The sequence below is a fragment of the Pseudomonas hygromyciniae genome (assembly GCF_016925675.1).
In the GTDB taxonomy this organism is placed as follows: domain Bacteria; phylum Pseudomonadota; class Gammaproteobacteria; order Pseudomonadales; family Pseudomonadaceae; genus Aquipseudomonas; species Aquipseudomonas hygromyciniae.
This window is the reverse complement of record NZ_CP070506.1, coordinates 911,727-932,375: the sequence shown is the minus strand read 5'-3', so window position 1 is coordinate 932,375 and position 20,649 is coordinate 911,727. Positions and strand designations below refer to the sequence as shown.

The 20,649-nt window shown below is 56.6% G+C and carries 12 protein-coding genes, 2 tRNA genes and 3 rRNA genes; 3 read left to right on the top strand and 14 right to left on the bottom strand.

The genetic code is table 11. The features are described 5' to 3' along the window. Positions 1–61 precede the first annotated feature (61 nt). From mksB to mksF, 3 genes are read left to right on the top strand one after another with little or no spacing between them, the layout of a single operon-like run. A complete protein-coding gene (mksB, locus tag JTY93_RS03925; protein ID WP_029295829.1) occupies positions 62–1,336 on the top strand; it encodes an Mks condensin complex protein MksB in 1,275 nt (424 codons plus the stop codon). Then, a complete protein-coding gene (mksE, locus tag JTY93_RS03920) occupies positions 1,326–2,033 on the top strand; it encodes an Mks condensin complex protein MksE (protein WP_205478582.1) in 708 nt (235 codons plus the stop codon). Before mksB ends, mksE begins: the two co-directional genes overlap by 11 nt. Next, positions 2,030–4,870, top strand: coding sequence for an Mks condensin complex protein MksF (gene mksF / locus JTY93_RS03915; protein ID WP_169996036.1), 2,841 nt, complete (start codon positions 2,030–2,032; stop codon positions 4,868–4,870). The genes mksE and mksF overlap by 4 nt, the downstream gene beginning before the upstream one ends. A 68-nt stretch (positions 4,871–4,938) precedes the next feature. Here the strand turns inward: mksF and JTY93_RS03910 are convergent, their stop codons facing one another. The 14 genes from JTY93_RS03910 to JTY93_RS03845 form a co-directional block, all read right to left on the bottom strand. Next, on the bottom strand, positions 4,939–7,242 hold the full coding sequence (locus tag JTY93_RS03910; protein WP_205478585.1) for a PqiB family protein: 2,304 nt from the start codon (positions 7,240–7,242) through the stop codon (positions 4,939–4,941). Next, a complete protein-coding gene (locus JTY93_RS03905; RefSeq protein ID WP_029295837.1) occupies positions 7,235–7,858 on the bottom strand; it encodes a paraquat-inducible protein A in 624 nt (207 codons plus the stop codon). Before JTY93_RS03905 ends, JTY93_RS03910 begins: the two co-directional genes overlap by 8 nt. Further along, positions 7,845–8,504: a paraquat-inducible protein A gene (locus JTY93_RS03900; protein WP_169996032.1), complete on the bottom strand. Its 660-nt coding sequence runs from the start codon at positions 8,502–8,504 to the stop codon at positions 7,845–7,847. Before JTY93_RS03900 ends, JTY93_RS03905 begins: the two co-directional genes overlap by 14 nt. Positions 8,505–8,666: 162 nt before the next feature. After that, positions 8,667–8,782 (bottom strand): 5S ribosomal RNA (rrf, locus tag JTY93_RS03895). 149 nt (positions 8,783–8,931) lie between these two features. Further along, positions 8,932–11,826, bottom strand: a 23S ribosomal RNA gene (locus JTY93_RS03890). Positions 11,827–12,075: 249 nt separating this feature from the next. Further along, positions 12,076–12,151, bottom strand: a tRNA-Ala gene (locus tag JTY93_RS03885). Positions 12,152–12,181: 30 nt separating this feature from the next. Next, a tRNA-Ile gene (locus JTY93_RS03880) sits at positions 12,182–12,258 on the bottom strand. 82 nt (positions 12,259–12,340) lie between these two features. Next, positions 12,341–13,879, bottom strand: a 16S ribosomal RNA gene (locus JTY93_RS03875). The 16S, 23S and 5S rRNA genes sit together here with 2 tRNA genes alongside, the layout of an rRNA operon. Before the next feature lie 488 nt (positions 13,880–14,367). Continuing rightward, positions 14,368–14,988, bottom strand: a complete 621-nt coding sequence (msrQ, locus tag JTY93_RS03870; protein WP_205478234.1) for a protein-methionine-sulfoxide reductase heme-binding subunit MsrQ — start codon at positions 14,986–14,988, stop codon at positions 14,368–14,370. Further along, entirely contained in the window at positions 14,988–16,001 is a 1,014-nt protein-coding gene (gene msrP / locus JTY93_RS03865; RefSeq protein ID WP_205478233.1) for a protein-methionine-sulfoxide reductase catalytic subunit MsrP, read from the bottom strand. The genes msrQ and msrP overlap by 1 nt, the downstream gene beginning before the upstream one ends. Before the next feature lie 63 nt (positions 16,002–16,064). Further along, entirely contained in the window at positions 16,065–16,922 is an 858-nt protein-coding gene (pssA, locus tag JTY93_RS03860; RefSeq protein WP_029298897.1) for a CDP-diacylglycerol--serine O-phosphatidyltransferase, read from the bottom strand. A 143-nt stretch (positions 16,923–17,065) separates the two neighbouring features. Then, a complete protein-coding gene (gene ilvC, locus JTY93_RS03855; protein WP_003194132.1) occupies positions 17,066–18,082 on the bottom strand; it encodes a ketol-acid reductoisomerase in 1,017 nt (338 codons plus the stop codon). A 46-nt stretch (positions 18,083–18,128) separates the two neighbouring features. Next, positions 18,129–18,620, bottom strand: coding sequence for an acetolactate synthase small subunit (gene ilvN / locus JTY93_RS03850; protein WP_003176102.1), 492 nt, complete (start codon positions 18,618–18,620; stop codon positions 18,129–18,131). A 2-nt stretch (positions 18,621–18,622) separates the two neighbouring features. Further along, on the bottom strand, positions 18,623–20,347 hold the full coding sequence (locus tag JTY93_RS03845) for an acetolactate synthase 3 large subunit (protein WP_169955054.1): 1,725 nt from the start codon (positions 20,345–20,347) through the stop codon (positions 18,623–18,625). Positions 20,348–20,649 lie beyond the last annotated feature (302 nt).

Here is a 20,649-nt window from a genome sequence, read left to right as displayed (position 1 = left end):
AAATCCCGCGTCTGATGCAGTACAATCGCTGCTTTTAATCGCCAACCAGCCGGCCATTCCGATGATCGAACCCAAGCGCGTCTTGCGCGCCCTCGCCGAACACTGGGCCCTGCTTGAGCCACTGTGCGAACACTTCGACCAAGGCACCCTGAGCCTTGGCGAGTTGCGCGCGCAACTGGCCGCCCAACAACTGGACAGCACGCCACAGGACATCACCAGCCTGCTGGACGTGTGGATTCGCCTGGATATCCTGGTGCCTGTGGCCAAGAGCCCGAACCGTTTCGAGCTCAACGCGCAGATCCATGACTTCCTGGCCTATCTTCGCAAGGAGCACCGGCTAGGCCTGTGCCTGGAAATCGAAGCCTACCTGCGCCACCTCGAGCGCCTGGCCGGTTATATCCAGGACGCCTTCGACATCCGCGACGGCCATGACCTGGCCCGCCAACTGCGGCTGCTGGACATGCGCGTGCGCGACGTGCTGAAAAAACTCGCCAACGACGAACAGGCCCTCGCTGCCGTGGCCGACCGCGCCAAGACCAGTGACCGGCAAATCCCGTTGCGCCAGCGCTATGCCGAGGTCCTGGCGACCTGGGACGAGTACGTCGAGCCGATGATTCAACTGGTGAATGCCGACGGCGCCTTCGAACAAGGCGTACGCAAGGTGGAAAACGTGCTGCTGCGCATGCTCACCGAGCAGCAGCGCCTGGGCCACCTGGTGGACGACGATATGTTGTTGCGCACCCACGCGCGCATCCTCGAAATGCAGACCAGCGCCCAGTTGACCTTGCGTCATGCCCGCGAGCTGCTGCTGCCGCTGCGCGAAGAGGCGCGCCGGCACAACGCCGTGACCCGTGGTGCGGCGCTGGCCCTGTCGGCGATCCGACGCAAGGGCCTGGACGCGGTGCCGCAAGCGGCGATGCCGATGTTTACCCGGCCACAAAGCACCTTCCTGGGCAGTGCCAGCCAGGTTGAAGCCTATGTATATGCCCTGGCTAACTTCGAACCTAAACCGGCGCGTTTCCCCAAGGCGCACAAATCCCACAAGGGCGAAGCCCAGCGTGCGCCGCGTACGGTCAAGGAGATGCTGGAGCGTTGCGAAGACGCCCTGCCGATGCCGGACCTGATGACCTGGCTGCTGGAGCAGGAACCGGACGGTGCCACCGACGAGTTGCTGTACTGGTTCTCGCGCCTGTCGCGGGAGAAGCGTTTCAAGCGCGAGCGCCTGGAACGCCGGGATTACCATACTCACGAGCACCAGGTCAGCCTGCGCTCATTCGCCCTGCTCCCGGCCAGCGACGCGGCCGAGCACTCTGCGAGCACACCTCATGCATCTTGATCTATCCGAACTGTCCCAACTGGCGCCGATCTTTCGCGAGTTGTTCAAGGGTTACCACGTCAGCCGCCGCGACCCGGAGTTGTACGCGCAATTGTCGAACTTCCAGGACCAGTACCGCACGCTGTTCAAGGCCCTGGGCTTTGAGCTGGTGTGCGATACCCGGGGGTTCTACTACTTCGTCCCGGACACTGCCGTGGCCGCCGCGCAGGTGAACAAGACCGCGCAGCGCCTGGCGTTGTTTACCTTCATCATCGTCGAGCACCTGGCCGACCAGGGCCGCGACCCGATTGCCGTGCTCGATGGTGGCAGCCTGGGCCGCGATGAATTGCCATCGTTGCTGGAGAAGTACCGTGACCTGTTTATCCAGGCCGAGGTGCAGACCGTTGAGGAGCTGGAAGAAAAAATCATGCGCCGCATGACCCAGCTCGGGTTTGCCAGTGAAGACAACGGTATTTATCGCTTCCTGCCACCGATGCACCGTTTCCTCGACGTGTGCCTATCGGTCCAGGCTGACCGCGACCTGGCAGCCAGCGTGCACAGCGTGCTGCCGTTGCCGGCGCCGGTGATCATCGACGAAGACAGCGATGAAAAACTGCTGCAGACCGATGACCCGCTGGACTTGAGCGAATTTGAAGCACAAAGCGAGGAAGACGCCCTGGCCCGCGCCATTGCCGAAGAACAGGAGACCGATGCATGAGCAAGGAACGCTACGGCATTCGCCGCTTCGCCCTATTGAATACCGCCGGCTACAGCCTGGGCCTGTTCCCGCTGGAAGAGCCGCTGTCGGTGTATGGCGCGAACAACCTCGGTAAATCGGCGTCGATCAACGCTTTGCAGTTCCCGATCCTGGCACGCATGTCGGACATGAGCTTCGGCAAGTACACCCTTGAGCAGTCGCGACGCTTCTACTTTGCCACCGACACCAGCTACATCCTTGTCGAAGTGTCCCTGCCCCACGGCCCACATGTGATCGGCGTGGTCGGTCGCGGCCCGGGTGGCGGCTTCGGTCACCAGTTCTTTGCCTACGCCGGCAAGCTGGACCTGGCCCACTATCAGAAAAACGACACCTGCCTGCGCCAGAAAGAGCTGTTCACCAACCTTGAGCGCGAAGGCCTGAAAGCCTATGAGCTCAAGCCCGATGAACTGCGACGCTTGCTGGTGGGTGGCCATACTTCGATCCCGCTGGACCTGACCCTGATTCCGCTGCGTTCTACCAGCGAGCAGAGCCTGAAGACCTTCCGCGCACTGTTTATCAACCTGCTGCACATGCGCGAAATCACCGCAGCCAAGCTCAAGCAGCTGTTCCTCGATGCGTTCGAGCACAGCCTGCGCTCGGGTAGCGTCGATTACATTGCGGCGTGCGAAGAAGCCTTCCGCGATGTGCGGCGCATGGAGCAGGACTACAACTCCCTGGTCGCCGCCGGCCCCTTGGTCGAAGCCTTGGCCAATGGCGTGAAACAGCGCGATATCCTGCGTGGCAAGCTGCATCGCTTGTCGCCATTGCTCGACTCGTTGCTAGGCACCTGGTCGGACTACGCCAGTGCACGCAAGGAAGAGCTGACAATCCAGGCCGAACACTACCGCAACGAGCAAGACGCGCTGCAGAACGACCAGCGCGGCGGCACCCAGGAGCTGATGCGCCTGGAGCGGGAAATCACTGGTATTCAACGCTGGCTGGGCGAGTTGTCGGTGCTCAAGCATCGCTTTGCCCTGGTGGATGACGTCAAGGTCCTGGAGCAGCAACTGCTGGCGGCCAAGGATGCTCACGATGAACTGGCCGGCGCCCTGGCGCAGTCGCGACAGTTCAGCGCCGAGGATCTGGATGAGCGCCTACGCGATCTGGAAAAACGCCTGAAGTCGGTCAAGCAGCAACTCGATCACGCCGACAACAACAGCTACGCCAAACTGCGGGAAGAATTCTCGCAACAGGACGTCGAACGTCTGATGCGCCTGTTCAACAGTTCGCTGTTCAGCCTGCCATTGGGCGAGCATGGCATCACCCTGGATGAGGACGGCCAGTGGGTCAAATCCCTGGAACTGATCCTCGATGGTTTCAAGGGCGAGCGCTTTGAAGTACCGGGGCTGTCCATCGACATCTCGCATATCGAGCCGCCGGCTCTGCAAGCCCTGGCGGATCGTGCGGCATTGCGCGACCAGAAAGAGCGCCTGGAAAAAGAACTCAAGCAACTCAAAACCCAGCAGGCGGTAGCGTCTGACCGGGCGGCGAGCAAGACCCAGACTGAAGCGCTGTACCAGCAAGTGCTGGATGCGCAGAAAGCCCTGGAAGACTTCCGTCGCAGCCAGACCCTGAGCGCCGAGGAAGGCGAGAAGCTGGAGCACCTGGCGCAGATGGAAGCCGCGCAGGACGAGTTGAAGCGCTCCAGCGATGCGTTTACCGAGCGCGTGCAACAGCTGTCGGCCAAGCTGCAACTGGTCGGGCGGCAGATCGGTGATATGGAAGCCAAGCAACGCACCCTGGATGACGCGCTGCGCCGTCGCCAGTTGTTGCCGGCTGACTTGCCGTTCGGCACGCCGTTCATGGACCCGGTCGACGACTCCATGGACAACCTGCTGCCGCTGCTCAATGACTACCAGGATAGCTGGCAGGGTTTGTTGCGTGCTGATGGGCAGATTGACGCGCTGTATGCACAGGTGCGTCTCAAAGGCGTGGCCAAGTTTGACAGCGAAGACGATATGGAGCGTCGCCTGCACCTGTTGATCAACGCTTACGCGCACCGTACCGACGAAGCCCTGACCCTGGGCAAGGCACGCCGTGCGGCGGTGACGGATATCGCGCGGACCCTGCGCAATATTCGCAGCGACTACGACAGCCTTGAGCATCAGTTGGCGCTGTTCAACCGCGAGATCAACAAGCGCCAGGTGTCCAACCTGCAGAGCTTCCGTATTGTGTTGGCACCGAACAAGGAAGCGCTCAAGCATATCGACCAGATCATTCACAGCGCCGGTCAGTATGAGGAAGGCGAGACCCTGTCGGTGTTCGACCTCAGCCAAAGCGCCGAGCAGGACAACAAGAACGAAGAGGCCAAGGAATACTTGGCGCGCCTGGTCGCCGCCAACCATAACCAGTTGGGGCTCAAGGACCTGTTTGAATTGGCGTTCGAAATTACCAAGGTCAATGGCCAGCCGATCATTCACACCGACATCGATGGCGCCGCGTCCAACGGCACCACCATGACCATCAAGGCGCTGACCAACATGTACTTGTTGCTGCACTTGATGGACCGCGACCAGGCCGGTCGTGTGCGCCTGCCTTACTACCTCGACGAGGCGGCGGATATCGACGAGAAGAACCAGGCAGCCTTGCTGGAAACCAGCTTGCAACTGGGCTTTGTGCCGATCCTGGCCAGTGTGAAGCCGCAGGTTTCCGCCCAGGTGGCGATCGACCTGGAAGGCGGCAGCGGGCCGAACGGGATCTACATTGATGAGGCGGACTGGAAGTACATCCGCCGCCATGATGTGGTGAAGGCGACGGTCAATGTGCAGGCCGATGAGCCGGAGCTGGATGAGGTCTGACCGGCCCCTGTGAAGCAATAAAAAGGCCGCGATCTTTTGGATCGCGGCCTTTTTTGTGGCTCCTGGATTTATTTACCCAGAGGGATCTTCGGCGCCCAGATCAGCCACTCGTCTTCAAACTTGTCGAACAACGGGAAAGTCTGCTCAGGCAGCGCCGGGTTGCCCATGCGCTCGCCGTCTGGCGTGGCAAAGGCGATCCCGCCCTGAATCAGGGTTTCCAAAGATTCGGTGCGTACCGTCGCGCCTTTGAACAGGCCGAAGTCCAGACCAAAGCCACTGCTGTTCCAGAAACGGCTACCACTGCGAACCAACGGTGCGTACTTGGGCTCGATCAGCACATGGATCAGCACGCGATCAGCGGTCTTGCCCAGCTCGTATCCAGTGACCTTGCCCACGGTGACTTCACGGTAGGTGACCGGTACGCCGACTTTCAACGAACCACGACGGGCGGCGCTGAGTACCAGGCTCAAGCCGGCCTCCTGCACGTTGGTCTCTGGTGGCTGGGCCAGGGCCACGAAGTTCTTTTGCGGGCCGGTGCTTTTCACCGGTGGCAGAACTTCGATGTACTGGCCTGTGACCAGGGTTTCCAGGTTGGCGGTTTTCATCAGGCCCAACTCGGGCTTGACCACCCAGAACTGGCTGCCGGCACGGGCGATCCGCTCAGGTACTTCGGTGATGCGTGCAGTGAGCATCACCGACTGCATGTCCGCGCTCAGATCGACGCTTTCAATCTTGCCCACGTCCAGGCCTTTGAAGCGGATCGGCGTATCGGTGCGCAGGCCATCGGCGCGGTCGACCTTGATGGTGATCAGGGTGCCACGCTGGCGGGAGGCTTCGTGATCGGCAAACAGGCGGAAACGCGGGATGCGATTTCTCAGCGGCACATTCGGCTCTGGGGTTTCAAAGGCGATACCTCCAGCCATCAGGCTTTGCAGGGATTCGCTTTTGACCTGGATACCACCGGTGAGTCCACCGGTCAGGGTCACGCCACTGGCGTTCCAGAAACGCGTCGAACCGTTGACCAGGCCTTCGTACTCTTTCTCGATATGCACGCCGATGACCAGTTGTTTGCGCTTGCGCGAGAACTGATAGCTTTGTACCGAACCGACCTTGACCTGCTTGTAGAGGATCGGACTGCCGACTTCCAGGGAGCCAAGGCTCTCGGTGAGCAGGACCAGATGCAAGCCTGGGGAGCGCAGGTCCAACGGTGGCGCCTTGGGCCGGGCGACAAATTCGCGCTGGGGGCTAGCGCCTTTGTCGCCGGGACGGATAGCGATGTAGTTGCCTTTGACCAAGGCTTCCAGACCGGTAATGCCCGCCAGGGAAATGGACGGTTTGACCACCCAGAACTGGGTGCCTTCTACCAAGTAGTCCTCAGCCAACGGGTCGAGGGTCAGGTCGGCGCTGGCGCTGGATAGGTCAGAGTCCACCTTCAGGGCCTTGAGGCTGCCGACCTGGATACCTTTGTACATCACAGGGGTGCGACCTGCCTGCAGGCCCTCGAAGTCACTGAGTTTGACCTTGACCCGGATACCCGCTGCGGCGGCATCGAAGTCTTCGTAAAGGCGGAACGGCAGGCTCGGATCGGTGGGCGGGCTGTCCTTGCGATTTTCCGGCGTGGCGAAGGCGATGCCCCCGGAAACGATGCTGGCCAGGGACTCGCTGCGGACTTTGACCCCGGACAGGTTGGCGTCGATGCTGATACCGCTGGCATTCCAGAAGCGCGTATGTTTGCGCACCAGACTGGCGTAGGTTGGCTCGATGTAGATCTTTACCTCTACGGTGTTTTGATCGGCGGACAGCAGGTAGCTTTTGACCTGGCCGACCTGGATCTGTTTGTAGAACACCGGGCTGCCACGGTCGAGCGAACCGAGCCGTTCGGCCTTGACGGTCAGGTGCAGGCCGGGCTTGGCGTCGGATAATGGCGGCTCTTCGGAGAGCGCCTTGAATTTGCGCGTGGGCTCACCGTCGCCGGGGCTGGCGGCGATATAGTTGCCCGAGACCAGGGTTTCCAAGCCGGTAATGCCAGCCAGGCTAACGCTGGGCTTGACCAGCCAGAAGCGCGTATTGGCCTTGAGATATTGCTCGACATCCTTGTTCATCTCGATGGTGGCAATCACCCCGCGATTGCTGCCCTCGTCATCCAGGGCCAGGGTTTTGACCTTACCCACGGTCATACCTTTGTAGACCACTTCGGTCTTGTTGACCTGAATGCCCTCACCGCTTTCAAAGCGCACCTGAATCTCGATGCCCGTCTGGGTATAGGCACGCCACCCGAGCCAGCCGCCAATCACCAGGGCGATCAACGGCAGCACCCAAATGGCCGACCAGTTCGAAGCGGGGCGGGTTTTAGCCTTTGGCAAATCAGTCATGGTCGTCGTCCGACTCCGTGTTATCCCAAATCAGTCGGGGATCGAAAGTTACTGCAGCAAGCATCGTCAAAATCACCACACTGGCGAATGCCACAGCACCGAGATTGGCCTCGATACTGGCAAGTCGCCCAAAGTTTACGACCGCAACCAGAATAGCGATCACGAAGATATCCAGCATGGACCAGCGGCCGATGAATTCGATAAAGCGGTACATGATAATGCGTTGTCGGGCAGAAAGCGGCTGGTGACGCTGCACCGAGAACAACAGCAGCGCGATGCCTACCAGCTTGAAGGTTGGTACCAGGATACTGGCAATAAACACCACGGCGGCAATCGGGAACATACCGTGCTGAACCAGTTCGATCACGCCGGCCATGATAGTGCTCGGCGCGCCCTGCCCCAGGGAGTTGACCGTCATGATAGGCAACAGGTTAGCCGGGATGTACAGAATTGCCGCAGTAATCAGCAGTGCCCAAGTGCGCATCAGGCTGTTCGGACGGCGAGCGTGGACCAGCGCACCGCAACGGGTACAGGTTTGCTCGTCGGTGTCTGGGTCCTGCCTGTTTAATTCGTGACATTCGGTACAAATCAGAATGCCAGCATCAATCGCCCGCATGTTCGTCCTCCCCGGACAACGCTTGCCAGATCTGATGAGGTGACATGACCACCTCCAACAGTACCTGGACCATCAACAGGCTGACAAAACAGGCCAGTCCCAGGCCGATGCTGAGGGCGGCCATGTCGGCCAATTTTACGATCGCCACCAGTACGCCCATCAGGTAGACCTCAAGCATCCCCCAATCGCGCAGATGGTGATAAATGCGGTACAGCAACAGGCCGTAGTTGCGGCCTACGTTCCAACGAATGCTGAGCAAGACCGCCAGTTGGCACAGTAACTTAAGCAATGGAATGCCCATGCTGCACAGGAACACCACCACGGCGACGCCTTGCATGCCGGTATTAAACAGGGCGACTACGCCGCTCCAGACCGTGTCTTCAGAAGACTGCCCGAGTAGATTGAGCTGCATGATGGGTAGAAAGTTCGCCGGGACGTATAGCAATAAAGCTGCGATCACCAAGGCCAGGCTGCGCTCGACGACATTGTAGCGGTGGGCGTACATCTCATAACCACAGCGGGGGCACAGGGCCTTTTCACCGTGTGCAAGCTCTGGCTTGCGCATCAGCAAGTCGCACTCGTGGCAGGCAACCAGGTCCTCTAGCGGTAGGTCGGACACCTGGGTGATATCAACCGGGTCGGACATATAGGGCTCTAAGTCTAAAATGATCAGGCGTCTATTCTAGTGTTCTGGTTCAGAAATAACTGTGCAAATTTGTCGGGGTGAACAGTAGCGATATGCCATAACCTTTTCGACCGCCCAAAACAAAACCCCAACTGCTTTCGCAATTGGGGTTTCGGAATTTAATCTTGACGATGACCTACTCTCACATGGGGAAACCCCACACTACCATCGGCGATGCATCGTTTCACTACTGAGTTCGGGATGGGATCAGGTGGTTCCAATGCTCTATGGTCGTCAAGAAATTCGGGGACTGAGTCGTGGCAAGAATGCCTCGCTTCAGCAAATTGGGTATGTAATAGAAGTCGGTGTTTGCAAGATCGAACTTTCGGTTCATTTCGTCTTCACACACCGCAATCTGGCCTTTCGACGCAAATTGCTTGGGTGTTATATGGTCAAGCCTCACGGGCAATTAGTATTGGTTAGCTCAACGCCTCACAGCGCTTACACACCCAACCTATCAACGTCGTAGTCTTCGACGGCCCTTCAGGGAACTCAAGGTTCCAGTGAGATCTCATCTTGAGGCTAGTTTCCCGCTTAGATGCTTTCAGCGGTTATCTATTCCGAACATAGCTACCCGGCAATGCCACTGGCGTGACAACCGGAACACCAGAGGTTCGTCCACTCCGGTCCTCTCGTACTAGGAGCAGCCCCTCTCAAATCTCAAACGTCCACGGCAGATAGGGACCGAACTGTCTCACGACGTTCTAAACCCAGCTCGCGTACCACTTTAAATGGCGAACAGCCATACCCTTGGGACCGGCTTCAGCCCCAGGATGTGATGAGCCGACATCGAGGTGCCAAACACCGCCGTCGATATGAACTCTTGGGCGGTATCAGCCTGTTATCCCCGGAGTACCTTTTATCCGTTGAGCGATGGCCCTTCCATACAGAACCACCGGATCACTAAGACCTACTTTCGTACCTGCTCGACGTGTCTGTCTCGCAGTCAAGCGCGCTTTTGCCTTTATACTCTACGACCGATTTCCGACCGGTCTGAGCGCACCTTCGTACTCCTCCGTTACTCTTTAGGAGGAGACCGCCCCAGTCAAACTACCCACCATACACTGTCCTCGATCCGGATAACGGACCTGAGTTAGAACCTCAAAGTTGCCAGGGTGGTATTTCAAGGTTGGCTCCACGCGAACTGGCGTCCACGCTTCAAAGCCTCCCACCTATCCTACACAAGCAAATTCAAAGTCCAGTGCAAAGCTATAGTAAAGGTTCACGGGGTCTTTCCGTCTAGCCGCGGATACACTGCATCTTCACAGCGATTTCAATTTCACTGAGTCTCGGGTGGAGACAGCGCCGCCATCGTTACGCCATTCGTGCAGGTCGGAACTTACCCGACAAGGAATTTCGCTACCTTAGGACCGTTATAGTTACGGCCGCCGTTTACCGGGGCTTCGATCAAGAGCTTCGCGTTAGCTAACCCCATCAATTAACCTTCCGGCACCGGGCAGGCGTCACACCCTATACGTCCACTTTCGTGTTTGCAGAGTGCTGTGTTTTTAATAAACAGTCGCAGCGGCCTGGTATCTTCGACCGGCATGAGCTTACGGAGCAAGTCCTTCACCCTCACCGGCGCACCTTCTCCCGAAGTTACGGTGCCATTTTGCCTAGTTCCTTCACCCGAGTTCTCTCAAGCGCCTTGGTATTCTCTACCCAACCACCTGTGTCGGTTTGGGGTACGGTTCCTGGTTACCTGAAGCTTAGAAGCTTTTCTTGGAAGCATGGCATCAACCACTTCGTCACCCAAAGGGTAACTCGTCATCAGCTCTCGGCCTTAGAATCCCGGATTTACCTAAGATTCCAGCCTACCACCTTAAACTTGGACAACCAACGCCAAGCTGGCCTAGCCTTCTCCGTCCCTCCATCGCAATAACCAGAAGTACAGGAATATTAACCTGTTTTCCATCGACTACGCTTTTCAGCCTCGCCTTAGGGACCGACTAACCCTGCGTCGATTAACGTTGCGCAGGAAACCTTGGTCTTTCGGCGTGGGTGTTTTTCACACCCATTGTCGTTACTCATGTCAGCATTCGCACTTCTGATACCTCCAGCAAGCTTCTCAACTCACCTTCACAGGCTTACAGAACGCTCCTCTACCGCATCATCCGAAGATGATACCCGTAGCTTCGGTGTATGGTTTGAGCCCCGTTACATCTTCCGCGCAGGCCGACTCGACTAGTGAGCTATTACGCTTTCTTTAAAGGGTGGCTGCTTCTAAGCCAACCTCCTAGCTGTCTAAGCCTTCCCACATCGTTTCCCACTTAACCATAACTTTGGGACCTTAGCTGACGGTCTGGGTTGTTTCCCTTTTCACGACGGACGTTAGCACCCGCCGTGTGTCTCCCATGCTCGGCACTTGTAGGTATTCGGAGTTTGCATCGGTTTGGTAAGTCGGGATGACCCCCTAGCCGAAACAGTGCTCTACCCCCCTACAGTGATACATGAGGCGCTACCTAAATAGCTTTCGAGGAGAACCAGCTATCTCCGAGCTTGATTAGCCTTTCACTCCGATCCACAGGTCATCCGCTAACTTTTCAACGGTAGTCGGTTCGGTCCTCCAGTTAGTGTTACCCAACCTTCAACCTGCCCATGGATAGATCGCCCGGTTTCGGGTCTATTCCCAGCGACTAGACGCCCTATTAAGACTCGCTTTCGCTACGCCTCCCCTATTCGGTTAAGCTCGCCACTGAAAATAAGTCGCTGACCCATTATACAAAAGGTACGCAGTCACCCAACAAAGTGGGCTCCCACTGCTTGTACGCATACGGTTTCAGGATCTATTTCACTCCCCTCTCCGGGGTTCTTTTCGCCTTTCCCTCACGGTACTAGTTCACTATCGGTCAGTCAGTAGTATTTAGCCTTGGAGGATGGTCCCCCCATATTCAGACAAAGTTTCTCGTGCTCCGTCCTACTCGATTTCATGACTAAGAGATTTTCGCGTACAGGGCTATCACCCACTATGGCCGCACTTTCCAGAGCGTTCCGCTAATCTCAAAGCCACTTAAGGGCTAGTCCCCGTTCGCTCGCCACTACTAAGGGAATCTCGGTTGATTTCTTTTCCTCAGGGTACTTAGATGTTTCAGTTCCCCTGGTTCGCCTCTTACGCCTATGTATTCAGCGTAAGATAACCATCTTATGATGGCTGGGTTCCCCCATTCAGACATCTCCGGATCAAAGTCTGTTTGCCGACTCCCCGAAGCTTTTCGCAGGCTACCACGTCTTTCATCGCCTCTGACTGCCAAGGCATCCACCGTATGCGCTTCTTCACTTGACCATATAACCCCAAGCAATCTGGTTATACTATGAAGACAACATTCGCCGAAAATTCGATAATACTCAGTTACGAGTAACTCACAAATTTTACCTTAGCCTGATCCGTTACCAGTGAAAGTAACGTTCAGTCTATCTTTCTATCACATACCCAAATTTTTAAAGAACGAACTAGTCAAAGACTAGAAATCAACATTCACCATCACAACGATGGAATGCTCATTTCTAAGCTTTATACAAACAGAAGCAGTAGTGGTGGAGCCAAACGGGATCGAACCGTTGACCTCCTGCGTGCAAGGCAGGCGCTCTCCCAGCTGAGCTATGGCCCCGTATTTCTACAGGCGTTTCCCACACAAAATTGGTGGGTCTGGGCAGATTCGAACTGCCGACCTCACCCTTATCAGGGGTGCGCTCTAACCAACTGAGCTACAGACCCAATTTCGGGCTGCTTCTTTTCGTCTTCTTCAATGAATCAAGCAATTCGTGTGGGAACTTATGGAGCAGCTGATGTCGTCGATTAAGGAGGTGATCCAGCCGCAGGTTCCCCTACGGCTACCTTGTTACGACTTCACCCCAGTCATGAATCACACCGTGGTAACCGTCCTCCCGAAGGTTAGACTAGCTACTTCTGGTGCAACCCACTCCCATGGTGTGACGGGCGGTGTGTACAAGGCCCGGGAACGTATTCACCGCGACATTCTGATTCGCGATTACTAGCGATTCCGACTTCACGCAGTCGAGTTGCAGACTGCGATCCGGACTACGATCGGTTTTGTGGGATTAGCTCCACCTCGCGGCTTGGCAACCCTCTGTACCGACCATTGTAGCACGTGTGTAGCCCAGGCCGTAAGGGCCATGATGACTTGACGTCATCCCCACCTTCCTCCGGTTTGTCACCGGCAGTCTCCTTAGAGTGCCCACCATGACGTGCTGGTAACTAAGGACAAGGGTTGCGCTCGTTACGGGACTTAACCCAACATCTCACGACACGAGCTGACGACAGCCATGCAGCACCTGTCTCAATGTTCCCGAAGGCACCAATCTATCTCTAGAAAGTTCATTGGATGTCAAGGCCTGGTAAGGTTCTTCGCGTTGCTTCGAATTAAACCACATGCTCCACCGCTTGTGCGGGCCCCCCGTCAATTCATTTGAGTTTTTAACCTTGCGGCCGTACTCCCCAGGCGGTCAACTTAATGCGTTAGCTGCGCCACTAAGAGCTCAAGGCTCCCAACGGCTAGTTGACATCGTTTACGGCGTGGACTACCAGGGTATCTAATCCTGTTTGCTCCCCACGCTTTCGCACCTCAGTGTCAGTATCAGTCCAGGTGGTCGCCTTCGCCACTGGTGTTCCTTCCTATATCTACGCATTTCACCGCTACACAGGAAATTCCACCACCCTCTACCATACTCTAGTCAGTCAGTTTTGAATGCAGTTCCCAGGTTGAGCCCGGGGATTTCACATCCAACTTAACTAACCACCTACGCGCGCTTTACGCCCAGTAATTCCGATTAACGCTTGCACCCTCTGTATTACCGCGGCTGCTGGCACAGAGTTAGCCGGTGCTTATTCTGTCGGTAACGTCAAAATTGCAGAGTATTAATCTACAACCCTTCCTCCCAACTTAAAGTGCTTTACAATCCGAAGACCTTCTTCACACACGCGGCATGGCTGGATCAGGCTTTCGCCCATTGTCCAATATTCCCCACTGCTGCCTCCCGTAGGAGTCTGGACCGTGTCTCAGTTCCAGTGTGACTGATCATCCTCTCAGACCAGTTACGGATCGTCGCCTTGGTGAGCCATTACCCCACCAACTAGCTAATCCGACCTAGGCTCATCTGATAGCGCAAGGCCCGAAGGTCCCCTGCTTTCTCCCGTAGGACGTATGCGGTATTAGCGTCCGTTTCCGAACGTTATCCCCCACTACCAGGCAGATTCCTAGGCATTACTCACCCGTCCGCCGCTCTCAAGAGAAGCAAGCTTCTCTCTACCGCTCGACTTGCATGTGTTAGGCCTGCCGCCAGCGTTCAATCTGAGCCATGATCAAACTCTTCAGTTCAAACATCTTTGGGTTTTTAAGAAACCCTAAACTTGGCTCAGCAATCGTTGGTTACATCTTTGATTTCTCGCGGAGTAACTTGTGATGCTGATAATCTTGTTGACTATCAGTCTGACTCCACAAGCACCCACACGAATTGCTTGATTCAGTTGTTAAAGAGCGGTTGGTTAAGATCTTTCGTCTCAACCGAGGCGCGCATTCTACAGCAGCCTCATTTGCTGTCAAGTGGTTATTTTCAGAAGTTTTCGAGGGTTTTCTCAACAACTTCAACCACTTGCGCTTCCGATCTCTCGTCAGCGGGAGGCGAATTCTACAGCGTTACACGCTGCTGTCAACACCTCTTTTTCAACTTCCTTTTGGCTTCGATGAACTGAAGCGACTTGCTGCCTAATTCTGCATAACTCATTGTTTACCAAGGAGTTTTCCGTTTCGACTGCGCCGGAAGTGGGGCGAATTATAGACTTCCTGATTCTGCGGTCAAGGACTAATTACACTTTTGTTGCAGATGGTGCTTTTTTAGCCATAAGACGGGGGATTCGACGCATCACAGGCGGAATCCGCAGGAGCAAGAGCAACGCGCCGATAGAAGCATAGATAGCCCACTCCTTCAGATCAGCCCGTACGATCCAAAGCATATGCAATAAACCAAGCCCCAGAATCACGTACACCAAGCGATGCAGCTTCTTCCAACGGCTACCCAACCGACGCTGGCTGTAACGATTGGAGGTCACCGCCAACGCCAGCAAGCACAGGAAACCCAACGCCCCCACAATAATGTAGGGCCGCTTGCGTAACTCCACGCCCAACTGCGACCAATCCAGCCCCAGGATAAATACGCAGTAAGCCGCGAGATGCAGCACCACGTAAGCAAAGCACCATAACCCCAACTGCCGGCGCACAGCGACCCACCCTGCCCAACCGCTCAGCTTTTGCATAGGCGTCATTCCCAGCGTGATCAGCAACAGGATCAGTGTTCCCAACCCCAAGCGATCAACCAGCACTTTGCCGGGGTCAGGCCCCAAGGCAAAACTCCAGGCCTCATACAACCAGTACAACGGCCACACCGCAGCCGCTATAAAGACGCCAATGCGCCAGATGGGGTAGCGCATCAGTAGTTCTTCCGCAGATCAAGGCCCGTATAGAGAGAGGCAACCTCATCCGAGTAGCCGTTGAACATTTGCGTATCCCGGACATTCGGACTGAATAGACCACTGGGCAGGCGTCGTTCCCGCGCCTGAGTCCAACGCGGATGATCGACCGTGGGATTCACATTTGCATAAAACCCATACTCCTCCGCCGCAATGCTCTGCCATGTGGTCTTCGGCTGCTCACTCACCAAACTGATCCGCACGATGGACTTCACACTCTTGAAACCATACTTCCACGGCACCACCAAACGCAGCGGCGCACCGTTCTGGTTGGGCAACTCACGCCCATACATACCCACTGCCAGGATCGCAAGAGGGTTCATCGCTTCATCCAGACGCAACCCTTCTACATAGGGCCAGTCGATCAGGCCGAAGCTCGAACGCTGGCCCGGCATGCTCTTGGGGTCTTGGAGGGTTTCAAAGCGGATGTACTTGGCCTTGGAGGTCGGTTCAACCTGCTTCAGCAGGGCTGATATGGGGAACCCCATCCAGGGAATGACCATCGACCAAGCCTCGACACAGCGTAGACGATAGATCCGTTCTTCCAACTGATACGGTTTCATGAAGTCTTCCAAGGCATAGCGCCCTGGTTTTGCGACCTCACCATCAATCACGACGCTCCATGGTTCAGTCTTGAGGGAACCAGCATTCGCCGCCGGGTCACCCTTGCCGGTACCGAACTCATAGAAGTTGTTGTAGTGGGTCGCATCTTTGAACGGCGTGATGGCTTCGTCTTTTACGGTCACCGCCTGCCATTGTGTGCCGGGGAGCTTCTCGGCGAACCAACTGGGCGCCTTGCCTGGCTCGACATCGGCATAACGTGCAGCGTCAGCAGCGCTCGCCCAGCGCGGCAGGCTACTGGCAGCAATACCGGCAAGCGCACCACCGAGCAAACTGCGGCGAGAGAAATAGAAGGATTCTGGGGTGACATCCGATTCATGGCAGTCGGACGCTTTGGGTAACTTGATTAACATGGCAACTCCGCAGCATTGGAGAACTGATGCACCAATAGACTGCGGAGTATGGGAGAAATTACATTAAGGCAATGTTTTGTCCCTGCGCAGATGCAACAGGTACTGAACCGGACCCGAAGCCGCATACACCAGGAACGCCAGCAGCAGGATCCTGGGCGGATCACTGAAGACAACTGCGAAAACCAGGACCACTACAAGAATCGCCACGAAAGGCACCCGCCCCTTCAAGTCGAATTCCTTGAAGCTGTTGTACTTGATGTTGCTGACCATCAGCATACCGGCCGCCGCAACCATCAAGGCCACCAGGAACGACATCTTCGACCCCTGGATACCGTAATCACTGAACGCCCAGACAATACCCGCCACCACACCCGCCGCCGCAGGACTGGCGAGGCCAATGAAGTAACGTTTGTCGGCAGTACCCACCTGGGTATTGAAACGCGCCAGTCGCAGTGCAGCTCCCGCCACATAGATGAAGGCAACCATCCAGCCGACCTTGCCCATATCCCCCAGCGCCCAGGCAAATGCCAACAACGCAGGTGCGACACCAAAGGCAACCATATCCGACAGCGAGTCGTACTCGGCACCGAAGGCGCTTTGGGTATTGGTCATCCGCGCCACTCGACCATCAAGACCGTCGAGCACCATGGCCACGAAGATCGCAATGGCGGCAAAACCGAAGTATTTGCTGGCACTCGCTGCATCACCTGCCGCCAATGCGCTCTGGGCACTCATGGAATTGATGATGGAATAGAAGCCGGCAAACAGGTTCGCCGTAGTGAACAGGTTGGGCAGAAGATAGATGCCACGATGCCGGACCTTGCGGCCTTCCGCATCATGCCCTTCTTCGACATGTTCATCGATCGGTAGCAGGCTTTCGGCGTCAGAGGCCTGGTTTGGCTCTTCGGGACGTTCGCTCATGGACTTTACCTTGCAACGGTGTGAAAAAATTCGACAGACACTTGCGGCGAGTGTTCGCCCGCAAACGATGCAGCTTTATACCAGAACCGGCCCTCAAACGAAAAAACGCGGCCTAGGCCGCGTTTTCCGTAGACACGTGCGACTTAGTTCTTGGCTTTGTCGACGATCTTGTTGGCACCGATCCACGGCATCATGGAGCGCAGTTGCTCGCCGATGACTTCGATACCGTGAGCGGCGTTGTTACGACGCTTGGCGGTCATCGAAGGGTAGCCGGTTGCGCCTTCGCTGATGAACATTTTGGCGTATTCGCCGTCCTGAATACGTTTCAGGGCGTTGCGCATGGCCTGACGGGATTCGGCGTTGATCACTTCAGGGCCGGTCACGTACTCGCCGTATTCGGCGTTGTTGGAGATCGAGTAGTTCATGTTGGCGATACCGCCTTCGTACATGAGGTCAACGATCAGCTTCAGTTCGTGCAGGCACTCGAAGTAGGCCATTTCCGGCGCGTAGCCAGCTTCAACCAGGGTTTCGAAACCAGCTTTGACCAGCTCGACGGTACCACCGCACAGAACGGCTTGCTCGCCGAACAGGTCGGTTTCGGTCTCGTCCTTGAAGGTGGTTTCGATGATGCCGGTACGACCGCCACCCACGCCTGCGGCGTAGGACAGTGCAACGTTCTTGGCGTTGCCCGAGGCGTCTTGGTAGATCGCGATCAGGTCAGGGATACCGCCGCCCTTGACGAACTCGGAACGCACGGTGTGGCCCGGTGCTTTCGGCGCGATCATGATCACGTCGAGGTCAGCGCGCGGCACGACCTGGTTGTAGTGGATCGCGAAGCCGTGGGAGAAGGCCAGGGTGGCGCCTTTCTTGATGTTCGGCTCGATTTCGTTCTTGTACAGCGAGGACTGGAACTCGTCCGGAGTCAGGATCATGACCAGGTCGGCAGCCGCAACAGCGGAAGCAACGTCAGTCACTTTCAAGCCATGGGCTTCTGCCTTGGCAACAGTGGCCGAACCTTTACGCAGGCCGACAGTGACGTCTACGCCGGAGTCTTTCAGGTTGCACGCCTGGGCGTGGCCCTGGGAACCGTAGCCGATGATGGCGACTTTTTTGCCCTGGATGATCGACAGGTCACAATCTTTATCGTAATAAACTTTCATGAGGTTCCTCTATATATCCAGGCCGTAAGGCCATTCACTAATTGGGTTAGATGCTGAGTACTTTGTCGCCACGGGCAATCCCGGTGACACCACTGCGTACGGTTTCCAGAATCGAGGCCGTCCCGATCGACTGGATGAAGCTGTCCAGCTTGTCGCTTGTACCGGTCAGTTGCACGGTATAAACGCTGGCGCTCACATCGACGATCTGCCCACGATAAATATCGGTAGTACGCTTGATCTCGGCACGTTGGGCACCCGTGGCCTTGACCTTAACCAGCATCAGCTCGCGCTCGATGTGGGCACTTTCCGACAGATCGACCAGCTTGACCACTTCGATCAGCTTGTTGAGGTTCTTGGTGATCTGCTCGATCACTTCATCATGGCCAACGGTGGTCAACGTCAGGCGCGACAAGGTCGGGTCTTCGGTCGGAGCAACAGTCAGGCTTTCGATGTTGTAGTTGCGCTGCGAAAACAGGCCGACCACACGAGACAGAGCGCCCGGTTCGTTCTCCAGAAGCAGGGAGATAATGTGCCGCATGATTAGGTTCGCTCCGTCTTGTTCAGCCACATATCGCGCATTGAGCCGTCTTTGATCTGCATCGGGTAGACGTGCTCGCTGGTGTCGACCTGAATGTCGATGAACACCAGACGATCCTTCATGGCGAACGCCTCTTCCATTTTCGGCTTGAGGTCCTTCAAGTCGGTGATGCGCATGCCGACATGGCCATAGGCTTCAACCAATTTGACGAAGTCAGGCAACGACTCCATGTAGGAATGGGAGTGACGGCTGTTGTAGCTCATGTCCTGCCACTGGCGAACCATGCCCAACACACCGTTGTTCAGGCAGACGATCTTCACCGGCAAACCATATTGCAGGCAGGTCGACAGCTCCTGGATGTTCATCTGGATACTGCCTTCACCGGTGACGCATGCAACGTCAACGTCCGGGAAGCTCAGTTTCACACCCATTGCAGCTGGAAAACCAAAGCCCATCGTGCCCAGGCCGCCGGAGTTGATCCAACGGTTAGGCTTGTCGAACTTGTAGTACTGCGCGGCAAACATCTGGTGCTGGCCAACATCGGAGGTCACAAAGGCGTCGCCCTTGGTCACTTCGCACAGGGTTTCGATCACTGTCTGTGGCTTGATGATGCTGCCGTCACCCTTGTCGTAAGGGAACAGGCCGCGGTCGCCACGCCATTCGTCGATCTGCTTCCACCAACTGGCAACGGATTCCTTGTTCGGCGTCTCGCCAATGTCCTTGAGCGCGGCGACCATTTCGGTCAACACGCTTTCCACAGGACCTACGATCGGCACGTCGGCCTTGATGGTCTTGGAGATGGAAGCCGGGTCGATGTCGATATGGATGATCTTGGCATTCGGGCAGAACTTGCTCGCGCCGTTGATCACCCGGTCATCGAACCGCGCGCCCACAGCCAGGATCACGTCGGCGTGGTGCATGGTCAGGTTGGCCGTGTAGCTGCCGTGCATGCCGAGCATGCCGACGAACTGACGATCCGAACCCGGGAACGCGCCGAGGCCCATCAAGGTGTTGGTCACCGGCAGGTTGAGCATCTTGGCCAGTTCGGTCAATGGTGCGGAACCACCGCCCAGAATCACGCCACCACCGGAGTACAGCACCGGACGCTTGGCCGCCAGGAGCATTTCTGCGGCCTTGCGGATCTGCCCCGAGTGCCCACGAACGGCCGGGCTGTAGGAACGCAGCTTGGCTTTCTTCGGGAAGATGTATTCGAATTTTTCCGCCGGGTTGGTCATGTCTTTCGGAATATCCACCACCACGGGCCCCGGACGACCGGATTGCGCGAGGTAGAACGCCTTCTTCATGACTTCCGGGATTTCCGAGGCATGCTTGATCATGAAGCTGTGTTTCACGATCGGCCGGGAGATACCGATCATGTCGGTTTCCTGGAATGCATCAGTGCCCACCATGGTGCTCGCCACCTGGCCGGAAATGATCACCATCGGAATAGAGTCCATATACGCAGTCGCGATGCCAGTAATGGCATTGGTTGCGCCAGGGCCGGACGTTACCAGCACCACGCCGGCTTTACCGGTGGCACGGGCATAACCGTCAGCCATATGGGTCGCGGCCTGTTCGTGGCGAACCAGGATGTGGTTGACAGCCGGTTCCTTGAACAGTGCGTCGTAGACATGCAGCAGAGCACCACCCGGGTACCCGTAGATATAGTCGACGCCTTCGTCACGCAAAAAGCGGACGAGCATCTCACCGCCAGATAAAAGCTCCACGTTGTTCACCTCTAAAACGCCAGAATACCGTCCGTTGAAAACCGACGGGTCTTAATAGGTTTACTTCTCAACAGAGCATGAGCGACGGTGGTCGCCGACTACGTCAGCACTGACTGAGCAAGTATTGGGATCGTCCCAAGTGTTGCGGGCTTTTCCCACCCAGCGCGAGGTAACGCGTTGCGGGTGTAACAGGTCGGCGCGGATATGCGCCTCATGATCTGCTGAGTGGGCCTGCTTCTGGCAGTCCCTCTACAGCGGACTTTGGATTCTTCTGTTTCAGCCCCCTCAAGTCAAGCAATAAT

Excerpts from the sequence above, each read along its gene's own strand:
- mksB (WP_029295829.1), top strand. The coding sequence starts at position 62 with ATGATCGAACCCAAGCGCGTCTTGCGCGCCCTCGCCGAACACTGGGCC.
- mksE (WP_205478582.1), top strand. The coding sequence starts at position 1,326 with ATGCATCTTGATCTATCCGAACTGTCCCAACTGGCGCCGATCTTTCGC.
- mksF (WP_169996036.1), top strand. The coding sequence starts at position 2,030 with ATGAGCAAGGAACGCTACGGCATTCGCCGCTTCGCCCTATTGAATACC.
- JTY93_RS03910 (WP_205478585.1), bottom strand. The coding sequence starts at position 7,242 with ATGACTGATTTGCCAAAGGCTAAAACCCGCCCCGCTTCGAACTGGTCG.
- JTY93_RS03905 (WP_029295837.1), bottom strand. The coding sequence starts at position 7,858 with ATGCGGGCGATTGATGCTGGCATTCTGATTTGTACCGAATGTCACGAA.
- JTY93_RS03900 (WP_169996032.1), bottom strand. The coding sequence starts at position 8,504 with ATGTCCGACCCGGTTGATATCACCCAGGTGTCCGACCTACCGCTAGAG.
- msrQ (WP_205478234.1), bottom strand. The coding sequence starts at position 14,988 with ATGCGCTACCCCATCTGGCGCATTGGCGTCTTTATAGCGGCTGCGGTG.
- msrP (WP_205478233.1), bottom strand. The coding sequence starts at position 16,001 with ATGTTAATCAAGTTACCCAAAGCGTCCGACTGCCATGAATCGGATGTC.
- pssA (WP_029298897.1), bottom strand. The coding sequence starts at position 16,922 with ATGAGCGAACGTCCCGAAGAGCCAAACCAGGCCTCTGACGCCGAAAGC.
- ilvC (WP_003194132.1), bottom strand. The coding sequence starts at position 18,082 with ATGAAAGTTTATTACGATAAAGATTGTGACCTGTCGATCATCCAGGGC.
- ilvN (WP_003176102.1), bottom strand. The coding sequence starts at position 18,620 with ATGCGGCACATTATCTCCCTGCTTCTGGAGAACGAACCGGGCGCTCTG.